Here is a 10755-nt window from a genome sequence, read left to right on the forward strand (position 1 = left end):
GACATGAGGACGACGACCCTGCGCCCCACGGATGTCGAGGTCGGCGCGACGCTGCCGCCGATGACCATTCAGGCGACGCCAACGTTCATCATCAGCACCGCGCTGGCCACTCGCGACTTCCAGGACGTCCATCATGACCGCGATGCCGCCGTCGCACGGGGTTCCCAGGACATCTTCCTCAACATCCTCACCGACAACGGTTTGGTGCAGCGGTTCGTCACCGACTGGGCGGGTCCCGAGGCACTGGTTCGCGCGATCGACATCCAGCTCGGCGTGCCGTGCTACGCGTACGACACTCTCACCTTCACGGGCACCGTGACCGACCGTGTGACCGTTGGCGGTGAGCAGCGGTGGGTGATCGAGGTGATTGGCAAGGGCAATCTCGGCGACCACGTGCGGGGCACGGTCCATATCGCACTGCCGGAGGTGACGTCATGACGACCGCGCGAGTGTCGGGAACCTCGACCAGGGAAGCTGGTCGCGATACCGGGTCGCTGGATGCCGGCGTGTCCGGAAAGGCCGCTATCGCGGGGATAGGTGCTACCGAGTTCTCCAAGGACTCCGGGCGGAGCGAGCTGCGGCTCGCCGCGGAGGCGGTACGCGCGGCGCTGGCGGATGCGGGGCTCGAGCCGGCTGACGTGGACGGCTTGGTCACGTTCACGATGGACAGCAATGCCGAGATCGCGGTCGCCAGGGAACTCGGTGTAGGTGAGCTGCGGTTCTTCAGCCGTATCCACTACGGCGGGGGTGCCGCGGCTGCCACGGTGCAGCAGGCCGCGATGGCGGTCGCCACCGGTGTCGCCGATGTCGTCGTCGCCTACCGTGCGTTCAACGAACGGTCAGGTCATCGGTTCGGCCAGGTGTCCTCCGCGGCCGCGCAACAGGTCAACACCGCCGGTATCGACAACAGTTTCACGTACCCGATGGGCATCGCGACACCCGCGGCGACCGTCGCGATGCTGGCGCGGCGATACCTGCACGACTACGGCGCGACGACCGCGGACTTCGGTCGGATCGCTGTGATCGACCGTGTCAATGCCGCCACGAATCCGAACGCCTGGTTCTACGGCAAACCGATCACGCTGGACGATCATCAGGCGTCCCGCTGGATCGCGGAACCGTTGCGCCTGCTCGACTGCTGCCAGGAGTCCGACGGTGGCGTGGCGCTGGTGATCGTCAGTGCTGAACGTGCGCGCGAGCTGCCGAATCCGCCCGCGTTCGTGCGTGCCGCCGCGCAGGGCAGCGGACCGGACCAGTACGTCATGACTAGTTACTACCGTGACGACCTCGCGGCGCTGCCCGAGATGAACGTCGTCGGTCGTGAGCTGTGGCGGCAGGCCGAACTCAGTCCCTCCGATGTGGACGTCGCGGTACTGTACGACCACTTCACGCCGTACGTGCTGTTGCAACTGGAGGAGCTTGGCTTCTGCGGCCGGGGCGAGGCGAAGGACTTCATCGCCGACGGCAGGCTGGAGCTGGACGGCTCGTTGCCGCTCAATCCGCACGGCGGTCAGCTCGGCGAGGCCTACATTCACGGCATGAACGGCATCGCGGAAGGCGTCCGGCAGCTGCGCGGCACGGCGGCGAACCAGGTCTCGGACGCGGACACCGTCCTCGTCACGGCGGGGACCGGCGTCCCGACCTCAGGCCTGGTGCTGACGTCGTCCTAGCGCCCGCGAGCACGGTCGTCATCGCGCGTTGTGGCGCCGATGCCGCTGGCGCTTCCGCGAGGCGTCGTCTACACGACTCCCGTTACGTCGCCACGAGAACGCCGTCCGAGAGCACTGCCGTGTCGCGTTCGACGGAATGCGCTGTGACCAGGTAGCGATCGCCCTCGACCCACACGCTGGTGCGCAAGGTTTCGCCAGGGATGACCACGCCAGCGAACTTCGCCGACCAGGATCGCACCCGGTGCGGATCGCCGCCAAGCATGAGATCGGTGACAGCCTTCGCCACGATGCCGTACGTGCACAGTCCGTGCAGAATTGGCCGGTCGAACCCAGCCGCCTTGGCGAATTCCGGATCCGCGTGCAGCGGGTTGCGGTCGCCGCACAGCCGATAGAGCAGTGCCTGCTGCGGCAGTGTCGGTGTCGATACGACGGCATCCGGCGCACGCTCCGGTAGTGTCACCTTCTCCGATGGGCCTCGCTCACCTCCGAAACCGCCCTCGCCGCGCGCGAAGATGCTGGATCGGGCGGTCCACAGCGGACTGTCCGCTTCGTCTACCACCTCGGTCTCCTGGACGATGACCGCCGCCTTGCCCTTGTCGTGGACGTCGGCGATCCGCCCGCGCGCTGTGGCCTTGCCCGCGACGGGAATCGGCCGGTGCACGGTTACCGCCTGGCTACCGTGGACGACCTTGGCCAGGTCGATGTCGATGCCGGGAAACGACACCGACGGCGGCTCGTAGGTACGCAGGTTGGGTGCCACGGTGGCGAAGCTCGGCAGCACCCGGAGGTCTTGCTCGTAGGTGTAGCGCAGCTCAACAGAATTCACCGGGTCGGCGCCCGCTCCGATGCCGAGGTGATACAGCAGCACGTCGGATGGTTCCCAGGAGAACGACGTCTCGCCGAGGTCCGCTCCAATCGCGACCGAGGGATCGATGGGCATGGGCTGCTCCTCACTCGTAGCTGACGGACACGTCATCGGTAACGGGCACGGACTGACAGGCGAGCACGATGCCCTCGTCCAAGTCCACCGGTTCCAGTACCTCGTTATGCAGCATCTTCACCTCGCCCGCGGTGACGTAGCAGGCGCAGGCGCTGCACGCGCCCTCCCGGCAGGAGTACGGGGCGTCTAGCCCCTGCTCGAGCAGGAAGTCGAGCAACTTGCGGTTCCGTGGCCACGCGAAGCTGTGCCGCTCACCGTCCAGCTCGACGTCGAGCCGCGTCGGCGAGTCCGCTTCTGGCGTGCCGTCCGTGGCGGCGTCCACTGTGTCCTCGACCTCGAACGGGTTGCGGGACAACGAAATGAACCGCTCGATGTGGACTTGCTTGCGATCAACGCCGAGCGTGGACAGTGCGTCGGACGCCGCGTCCATGAACTCGCCTGGACCACAGATGAACGTTTCCCGCCCTGCCCACGGCGCCGTGAGCGCGGCGAGTTGGGGTACGGACGGTAGTCCCTGGACCGACTCCAGCCAGTGCACGACCGTCAGCCGATCCGGGTGCTCCTTGGCCAACTTAGCCAGCTCGTCGGCGAAGATCACCGAGTGTTCATCCCGGTTGGCGTAGAGCAGCGTGATGCTGCCGGTACCGGTGGCGAGCACCGACTTCAGTATCGACATGATCGGCGTGATCCCGCTACCGCCCGCGAGCAAGAGCAGGTCGGTGTCAAGGGACTTCGGCGTGAACACCCCGGCTGGCGGCAGGACTTCCAGCACCATGCCCTCGGCGGCGTTGTCGCAGAGCCAGTTCGACCCGTAGCCATCCCGCACCCGCTTGACGGCGACCTTGAGCGGGCCCGCCTCGTGCGGCGCGCTGCACAGCGAATAGCAGCGTCCAACCGAGCCGGTGCGCTCGCTGGGAATCCGCAACGTCAGGAACTGCCCCGGCCGGTGGTGGAACTTCTCCACCAGATCATCGGGGACCGCCAGCTCCAGCGAACACGCGTCCGGCGTCTCGGCCACGACACGGGTGATGCGCAGCCGGTGGAAACCGGTGTCCGGTAGCTCCGGTTCGGTCACGCTCCCTCCTCGCGTCTCATGCCTCCGACCCGTGAGCAGTCCTCGGGTTCGATGCCTCGGACCTGCGAGCAGTCCTCGGGCCCCACCGGGATCTCGCCCTCAGCCGCGGCCGTCGCGATGCTCTCGGACAGCTCGATGCAGGTATCCAGCAGCGCCGTGTTCCCGCCGCGCGCGACTTCCTCAGCGTAGCGAGGGCAGCTACTTGCCGGTTCGGACGTCCATTGGATGCTGGTGTGCTGCTCGCTGTTCTTCCGCACCAGCACCTCAGTGGCACAGGAGCGGCACGACACCGGAGTGAGCCTCGCGGTGAGGAACTCGGCGCGATCGGCGAGCGTGTCGGCACGGACGTCCGGCTCGCCGAACGTCGTCCTACCCCCGGTGAACGTGCCTCGTGCCTCGGTCGACACCGCTCACACCCCGGTTTCCTGCGTGGACTCCTGCTTGGCGGCCAGATTCGCGGCCACCTCGGCCTCCCACGCCTCGACAGCGTGCGAGGTGTCCACTTCGAACTCGAAGCGGCGTGTCATGTCTTCCGTGACGTCCTCGACGTCCACGTAGAACTGCTCGTACCAGCGGCGCAGCTGGTAGACGGGGCCGTCTTCCTCGCACAGCAGCGGATTGTCGATCCTGCTCTTGTTCTTCCAGATCTCGACGTCCTGCAGGAATCCCTTACCGACGTTCTTCGCGAACTTGGCCGCCACCTTGTCGGCCTGCTCGTCGGAGAGGCCGGGCAGCTTCTTCACCTTCACGCCCCATTGCAACACGAAGGAGTCCTGCGTGACCGGGTAGTGGCAGTTGATCAGCACGTTGTCGATCTCGATGCCGTTCCAGGTGTTGTGCAGGTGGTTGATCATGTATGACGGGCCGTAGTAGTGCGCCTCGGACCGCAATAGGTTGTCCGCGCCGCCGTAGTTGCCGACGTCGACGTCAGGGCGTCCTTTGGTGTTGAGGTACTGCGACGCGATGTGGCCCTCGAAGACGTTCTTGAAGTACGTCGGGAACCCGAAGTGGATGTAGAAGAAGTGGGCCATGTCGACGACGTTGTCGATGATCTCCCGGCAGTTCGAACCTTCGATGAGGACCGAGTCCCAGGTCCAGTTGCTCCACTCGTCGCTGAACACGCCCTCGATGCGCGGGATGACCACCTCATCGCTCGGCGGGCGGCCTTGCGGGTCGTGCCAGATGAACAGCTGCTCGTTCTCCTCGCAGGTCAGCCAGGACCGGGTGCGGGCACGCAGCGGCACCCGCTTGGCGTATGGGATGGACTTGCACTTGCCGTCGCCGCCCCAGCGCCAGTCGTGGAACGGGCAGGCGACCTCGTTGCCCTTGACCGTGCCCTGGGTCAGGTCGCCGCCCATGTGCCTGCAGTAACCGTCCAGGACGTTGATCTTGCCGTCCTCGCCTTGGAACACGACCAGCTTGGTACCGAAGGCATTGATCGCGTGCGGCTTGCCGTCCTTGTAGTCCTTGGCGAGGCCGATGCAGTGCCAGCCTCGGGCGTAGCGGGTCGGCGTGGTGCCGACGTCGATGGTACGGAACCCGGGGTCGGTTGCGGTCATGACAATCCTCCGTCGTGATCGGCGAGTGCGGGTGCTGGAGTCGCTGCTAGGTCGTGTGCCGCGAGATAGCCGAACACCATCGCGGGACCGATGGTCGCGCCAGGTCCAGCGTAGGTGTGGCCCATGACGGGCGTGCTGGCGTTGCCCGCCGCGTACAGTCCGCCGATCACGCTGCCGTCCTCGCGGAGCACCCTCGCGCGGGCGTCCGTTTTCAGCCCACCCTTGGTGCCAAGGTCGCCCGGCACCAGCTTGGCGGCGTAGAACGGTGCGTTGTCCAGCGGGCCGAGGCTGGGGTTGGGGCGGTTGCGCGGGTCGCCGTAGTAGTGGTCATAGGCACTGGTTCCCCGGTTGAAATCCGGGTCGTTCCCCTCGGTGGCGAAGCCATTGAACCGCTCGACGGTGCTGGTCAGCGCCGCCGAGGGGACGTCGATGGCCGCGGTGAGTTCCGCCAGCGTCGTCGCGCGGTGGAGTGCCCCTGTCTTGAACCATCGGCCCGGCAGTGGCTGACGCGGCGCTACCCCCGCGAACAGGTATCGGTTCCGGTAGCGCTGATCGAAGATCAACCAGGTTGGCATGTTCTCGGCGGGACCGTCGCCCTGCCCGTATTCGCCCCCGTACATCGCGTGGGTGGCGTCGACGTACGGGGCGGATTCGTTGACGAACCGCTCGCCACGCCCGTTGACCATGATGCTGCCTGGCAGTGACCGTTCAGCCAGGCAAAACCAGGGCCCGCCAGGGAGCGGGATGGACGGCCCCCACCAGGCGTCCGACATGAACTCGACGGCGGCGCCAAGTGCCTGACCAGCGCGGATGCCATCGCCGGTGTTGCCAGGCGCGCCGGTGGTCCAGTCGGTGCCGATCGGTTCCCGCTGGTAGCGCTTGCGCATCTCCTCGTTGTGTTCGAAGCCGCCCGATGTGATGACGACACCCCGGCGTGCGGTGAGCCTGCGCTCGGTGTCTCCCTGTCGGACGACGACGCCGGTGACGGAATCGCCGTCAGTGGTCAACTCGACCAGTGGTGTGTTGAGCCAGAGCGGCACACCTGCCCTGGTGAGGCCCGCTCTGAGCGCGGCGGCCAGTGCTTGTCCCCGCACGAGCAGGTGTTGTCGCAGCAAGGACGCCTTCAGCCAGCGCGCGCCTACCCGTAGCGCACGCAGTGGCCCCTTCGGGGTGCGGGTAAGCAGCGTTAACAGGCGGAAGTCGGCCTGCGTGACCGCGAAGTTCCGCGGTGACTTGCCGTAGTCGGGGGCCAGCGTGTCGAGGTCGTCGCCCAGCTTGGTGCCGTTGAACGGCACCGGTTCGACCGAACGGCCACCAGCACGTCCGCCGGGGGCCTCTGGGTAGTAGTCGGAATATCCGGGGACCCACCGCAGCCGCAGCGGGGTGGCGCCCAGCAGGAAGGAGATGACTTCTGGCCCTCGATCGAGGTAGGTGTCGATTCGGTCAGAGTCGACGTGCTCGCCGATGATCGTGTGCAGGTATTCACGAGCCGCGCCGTCGACTTCGGTGATACCGGCCGCACGCAGCGCCTCGTTGTCCGGGATCCACACGCCGCCACCGGAACGGGCCGTTGAGCCTCCGAAGGTTGACGCCTTCTCCACGATCAGCGCGCGCAGGCCCTTATCGGCGGCGGCGAGCGCCGCTGTCATCCCCGCGGCCCCGCTACCGACGACGATGACGTCGAACTCGTCGCTGGTGTCGTCGCCTGACGCCATGCTGCTCCCTGTGTTCGGCCGGCCACTGTAACCTGTTGCAGCCGGAGGCGGCTTTTCCGTCTGACTCGCTACTCTAGATGAGAACATGTTCTAGTTTCTAGGGTAGCTCACGGACTGGACGTTTCGCACGGGTCGATCGGGCGCTGGGAAATGTCTCACCGTCAGCAACCTCCTCAGGGGTGGGTGCTGACAAAAACGAGAACATGTTCTAGTGTTGGAGTAGCGTTTCCACCAGACCGATTGGGGCAGCGACGTGCCGACACCGACAAGTAGCAGTGCCGCCGAGGTGCTCGCCGGGATCGAGGAGCTGCTTCCCGTCCTGCGCGAGCGTGCTCAGGACGCGGAAGATCTCCGGCGAGTACCGGACGAGTCGATCAAGGCGTTGCAGCAGACTGGCTTCTTCGCCCTGCTCCAGCCGAAGCGCTACGGCGGGATCGAGGCGGACCCGGTTGACTTCTACACCGCCGTCAAGCTGATCAGCAGTGCGTGCGGTTCGACAGGCTGGGTGGCCTCGATCCTCGGCGTGCACCCGTGGCACGTCGCGCTGTTCGACGCCGCTGCGCAGGACGAGGTGTGGAACGACGACCCCGATACGCGTATCTCGTCGTCTTACGCGCCGATGGGCAAGGCCACCGTCGTCGACGGCGGTTATCGCTTGTCCGGCAAGTGGAGCTTCTCGTCCGGCTGCGATCACTCGACGTGGGTGCTGCTCGGTGGCCCCGCGTTCGACGCCGAGGGCAACCCTGTCGACTTCTGCACCTACCTGCTGCCGAAGTCCGACTACGAGATCAACGACGTGTGGGACACCGTAGGCCTGCGCGGCACCGGTAGCAACGACATCATCGTGCAGGACGTCTTCGTGCCGCAGCACAGGGCGCTGAGCTTCATTCCGATGTCGAAATGCCAGGTGCCTGGACAGGAGGTCAATCCGGGTCCGCTGTATCGGCTGCCGTTCGGATCGGTGCATCCGAGCACTATCACCGCGCCGATCATCGGGATGGCTCAGGGCGCGTACGAGGCGCACGTCGAGCACCAGCGCAGCCGGGTCCGGGCCGCTTACGCGGGTGAGAAGGCCAACGAGGATCCGTTCGCCAAGGTGCGTATCGCCGAGGCCGCGAGCGAGATCGACGCCGCTTGGCTGCAGCTGACCAGCAACATCGCCGAAGAGTATCGGCACGCCTGCGCGGGCGAGAAGATCCCGTTCTCACTGCGGGTCAAGGTTCGTCGTGACCAGGTGCGCGGTACCGAACGCGCTATCGCCGCCGTTGACCGGCTGTTCGAGAACTCCGGTGGACGTGCGCTGCAGAGCGGGACGCCGATCCAGCGGTTCTGGCGAGACGCCCACGCTGGCAGGGTGCACGCCGCCAACGACCCGGAGCGCGCGTACCAGATGTTCGGTACGTCCGAATTTGGCCAGCAAGTGAAAGATTCGATGGTATGAGTTCGCCCGAGGGTCACTACGTCGACGCCGCGCCTGACCTGCGGCTGCACTACCACGAAGCGGGGTCGGAGCACTCCGAGACGGTGGTCCTGCTGCACGGCGGCGGGCCTGGCGCCTCGGCGTGGAGCAACTTCGCGCGCAACATCCCGGTGCTCGCGAAGCGGTTCCGGGTGATCGCCGTCGACCAGCCTGGCTTCGGTCGTTCCGACAAACCCACCGAGCACCCGCAGTACTTCCGCCACAGCGGTGACGCGCTCGCCGGGATGTTCGACGCGCTCGGTATCGAACGTGCGCACCTGGTCGGCAACTCGCTGGGTGGCGGTACCGCCGTGCGGTTCGCGCTGGATCACCCGGACAAGGCGGGCAGACTAGTGCTGATGGGGCCTGGTGGGCTCAGCGTGAATGTCTTCGCGCCCGACCCGACCCAGGGCGTACAGAACCTGATGCGGTTCGGCGCGCAGCCAAGCAAGGAAGCGCTGGAGACGTTCTTGCGCGGCATGGTCTACGACCAGTCGCTGATCACCGACGAGCTGATCGAGGAGCGCTACGCCGCCGCCACCACTCCGGAGGCGCTGGCCGCGATGGCTGCCATGGGCGCGTCGTTCGCCGGGCCCGATGCCGAGCTGGGCATGCTCTGGCGCGAGGCACACCGGCTGCGGCAGCGCGTGTTGCTGATCTGGGGACGCGAGGACCGCGTCAACCCGCTGGACGGCGCGCTGGTCGCGTTGAAGCAGATCCCCCGGGCGCAGCTGCACGTGTTCGGTCGCTGCGGGCACTGGGCGCAACTGGAGAAGTTCGACGAGTTCAACCGGCTCGCGATGGATTTCCTGAGCGATCCGGCTTCGGGGAGTGGTAACTGATGGGCATCCGGTCGCTTGGCTACCTGCGTATCGAGGCTACCGACATGCCTGCCTGGCGTGAGTACGGCCTCAAGGTGCTCGGCATGGTCGAGGGCTCCGGTGACGACCCGGACGCGCTCTACCTGCGCATGGACGACTTCCCGGCGCGCCTGGTGATCGTGCCTGGCGACGCTGACCGGCTCTCGGCCGTCGGATGGGAGACGGCGAACGCCGCCGAGTTGCAGGAGGTCCGCGACCGCCTCGACGCGGCCGGGGTGCCGTACAAGGAAGGCACCGCCGAGCAGCGCGCCGACCGCAAGGTGGACGAGCTGATCTCCTTCACGGACCCGTCCGGCAACACCCAGGAGGTGTTCCACGGCGTCGCGCTCCAACACCGCCGCGTCGTCAGCCCTTACGGGCACCGCTTCGTCACCGGCGAGCAGGGTCTTGGCCACGTCGTGCTTTCCACGCACGACGACGATGCCGCGCTGCACTTCTACCGGGACGTTCTCGGTTTCCGGCTGCGCGACTCGATGAAGCTGCCGCCGCAGGCCGTCGGCCGTGGCGAGGACGACCCGCCAGCCTGGCTACGGTTCTTCGGCTGCAACCCAAGGCACCACAGCCTCGCGTTCCTGCCGATGCCGACGCCGAGCGGGATCGTGCACCTGATGGTCGAGGTGGAGAACACCGACGACGTCGGGTTGTGCCTCGACCGGGCGCAGCGGCGCGGCGTGAAGATGTCCGCCACGCTTGGTAGGCACGTCAACGACCTGATGTTGTCGTTCTACATGAAGACACCCGGCGGGTTCGACGTCGAGTTCGGGTGCGAGGGCCGTCAGGTCGACGACGAGTCCTGGATCGCGCGCGAGTCGACCGCCGTCAGCCTGTGGGGCCACGACTTCAGCGTGGGGATGCGGTAATGGGTCGCGGGGCGACGGCTGGGTCCGCTGATCTCGCGATCGACCCGGGCCGGTTCCGCAAAGTGCTCGGCCACTTTTGCACCGGCGTCACGGTGGTGACCGGCGCCGGTCCGGACGGTCCTGTCGGCTTCGCGTGCCAGTCATTCGCGGCGCTGTCGCTTGATCCGCCGCTGGTGCTGTTCTGTCCCGGCAAGAGCTCGCGCGCGTGGCCGGTGATCGAGGCGTCCGGTGCGTTCGCGGTGAACGTGCTCGGCGACTCGCAGCGGGATGTCAGTACGGTCTTCGGTTCCCGCGGGGTAGACAAGTTCGCCTCGGTCGACTGGACGTCCGCGGGTTCGGGATCGCCGCTGATCGCCGGATCGTTGACCTGGATCGACTGCGCGGTCGACGCCGTGCACGACGCCGGGGACCACTACATCGTCGTCGGTAGGGTGCTTGAACTCGGCGAGACCGGCACGGACCAGCCGTTGCTCTTCTACCAGGGCAGCTACACGTCCACCGCGCGGGAGCACACCGAGCCGGCCCCCGCTCGGGAACGCCTCGATGCCTTCCTGACCTGGCCTTGCGGCGACGACTGGCTCTGAGAGCTCCTCCGC

The 10755-nt window shown here is 66.8% G+C and carries 11 protein-coding genes; 6 read left to right on the top strand and 5 right to left on the bottom strand.

What is annotated here, in order from left to right; all coding sequences use genetic code 11:
• The first annotated feature begins 3 nt into the window (after nt 1-3).
• Together ACFQGD_RS05230 and ACFQGD_RS05235 are read left to right on the top strand one after the other, a co-directional pair.
• The gene (locus ACFQGD_RS05230; protein ID WP_345395688.1) at nt 4-438 is read left to right on the top strand and encodes a MaoC family dehydratase; all 435 of its coding nucleotides are present in this window, start codon (nt 4-6) and stop codon (nt 436-438) included.
• Entirely contained in the window at nt 435-1670 is a 1236-nt protein-coding gene (locus ACFQGD_RS05235; protein ID WP_345395690.1) for a lipid-transfer protein, read from the top strand. The genes ACFQGD_RS05230 and ACFQGD_RS05235 overlap by 4 nt, the downstream gene beginning before the upstream one ends.
• Before the next feature lie 82 nt (nt 1671-1752).
• Here ACFQGD_RS05235 and ACFQGD_RS05240 read toward each other — a convergent pair whose 3' ends face one another.
• From ACFQGD_RS05240 to kstD, 5 genes are read right to left on the bottom strand one after another with little or no spacing between them, the layout of a single operon-like run.
• Complete coding sequence (locus ACFQGD_RS05240; RefSeq protein ID WP_345395693.1) at nt 1753-2610, bottom strand: MaoC/PaaZ C-terminal domain-containing protein; 858 nt, start codon at nt 2608-2610, stop codon at nt 1753-1755.
• A 10-nt stretch (nt 2611-2620) separates the two neighbouring features.
• A complete protein-coding gene (locus ACFQGD_RS05245) occupies nt 2621-3685 on the bottom strand; it encodes a ferredoxin--NADP reductase (RefSeq protein ID WP_345395696.1) in 1065 nt (354 codons plus the stop codon).
• On the bottom strand, nt 3682-4092 hold the full coding sequence (locus ACFQGD_RS05250; RefSeq protein ID WP_345395699.1) for a hypothetical protein: 411 nt from the start codon (nt 4090-4092) through the stop codon (nt 3682-3684). The genes ACFQGD_RS05245 and ACFQGD_RS05250 overlap by 4 nt, the downstream gene beginning before the upstream one ends.
• 3 nt (nt 4093-4095) lie before the next feature.
• Nucleotides 4096-5244 (bottom strand): Rieske 2Fe-2S domain-containing protein, encoded by a 1149-nt coding sequence (locus ACFQGD_RS05255; protein WP_345395702.1) that lies wholly within the window; start codon nt 5242-5244, stop codon nt 4096-4098.
• Nucleotides 5241-6959, bottom strand: coding sequence for a 3-oxosteroid 1-dehydrogenase (gene kstD / locus ACFQGD_RS05260; protein WP_345395705.1), 1719 nt, complete (start codon nt 6957-6959; stop codon nt 5241-5243). Before kstD ends, ACFQGD_RS05255 begins: the two co-directional genes overlap by 4 nt.
• A gap of 253 nt (nt 6960-7212) precedes the next feature.
• On the opposite strand from kstD, the gene hsaA reads away from it, so the two are divergent.
• Genes hsaA through hsaB form a run of 4 tightly spaced genes read left to right on the top strand, consistent with a single transcriptional unit; the run spans nt 7213 to nt 10743 of the window.
• Nucleotides 7213-8400 carry a 3-hydroxy-9,10-secoandrosta-1,3,5(10)-triene-9,17-dione monooxygenase oxygenase subunit gene (hsaA, locus tag ACFQGD_RS05265; RefSeq protein WP_345395708.1) on the top strand — a complete coding sequence of 396 codons (1188 nt, stop codon included), beginning with the start codon at nt 7213-7215 and terminating at the stop codon, nt 8398-8400.
• On the top strand, nt 8397-9260 hold the full coding sequence (hsaD, locus tag ACFQGD_RS05270; protein ID WP_345395711.1) for a 4,5:9,10-diseco-3-hydroxy-5,9,17-trioxoandrosta-1(10),2-diene-4-oate hydrolase: 864 nt from the start codon (nt 8397-8399) through the stop codon (nt 9258-9260). The genes hsaA and hsaD overlap by 4 nt, the downstream gene beginning before the upstream one ends.
• Nucleotides 9260-10159 (top strand): iron-dependent extradiol dioxygenase HsaC, encoded by a 900-nt coding sequence (gene hsaC, locus ACFQGD_RS05275; RefSeq protein WP_345395714.1) that lies wholly within the window; start codon nt 9260-9262, stop codon nt 10157-10159. Before hsaD ends, hsaC begins: the two co-directional genes overlap by 1 nt.
• Nucleotides 10159-10743, top strand: coding sequence for a 3-hydroxy-9,10-secoandrosta-1,3,5(10)-triene-9,17-dione monooxygenase reductase subunit (hsaB, locus tag ACFQGD_RS05280; RefSeq protein ID WP_345395717.1), 585 nt, complete (start codon nt 10159-10161; stop codon nt 10741-10743). The genes hsaC and hsaB overlap by 1 nt, the downstream gene beginning before the upstream one ends.
• Nucleotides 10744-10755 lie beyond the last annotated feature (12 nt).

It is taken from the genome of Haloechinothrix salitolerans (genome assembly GCF_042662605.1).
Taxonomy (GTDB): domain Bacteria; phylum Actinomycetota; class Actinomycetes; order Mycobacteriales; family Pseudonocardiaceae; genus Haloechinothrix_A; species Haloechinothrix_A salitolerans.

Coding starts and splice junctions, on each gene's coding strand:
- ACFQGD_RS05230 (WP_345395688.1), top strand. CDS start 4: ATGAGGACGACGACCCTGCGCCCCACGGATGTCGAGGTCGGCGCGACG.
- ACFQGD_RS05235 (WP_345395690.1), top strand. CDS start 435: ATGACGACCGCGCGAGTGTCGGGAACCTCGACCAGGGAAGCTGGTCGC.
- ACFQGD_RS05240 (WP_345395693.1), bottom strand. CDS start 2,610: ATGCCCATCGATCCCTCGGTCGCGATTGGAGCGGACCTCGGCGAGACG.
- ACFQGD_RS05255 (WP_345395702.1), bottom strand. CDS start 5,244: ATGACCGCAACCGACCCCGGGTTCCGTACCATCGACGTCGGCACCACG.
- kstD (WP_345395705.1), bottom strand. CDS start 6,959: ATGGCGTCAGGCGACGACACCAGCGACGAGTTCGACGTCATCGTCGTC.
- hsaD (WP_345395711.1), top strand. CDS start 8,397: ATGAGTTCGCCCGAGGGTCACTACGTCGACGCCGCGCCTGACCTGCGG.
- hsaC (WP_345395714.1), top strand. CDS start 9,260: ATGGGCATCCGGTCGCTTGGCTACCTGCGTATCGAGGCTACCGACATG.
- hsaB (WP_345395717.1), top strand. CDS start 10,159: ATGGGTCGCGGGGCGACGGCTGGGTCCGCTGATCTCGCGATCGACCCG.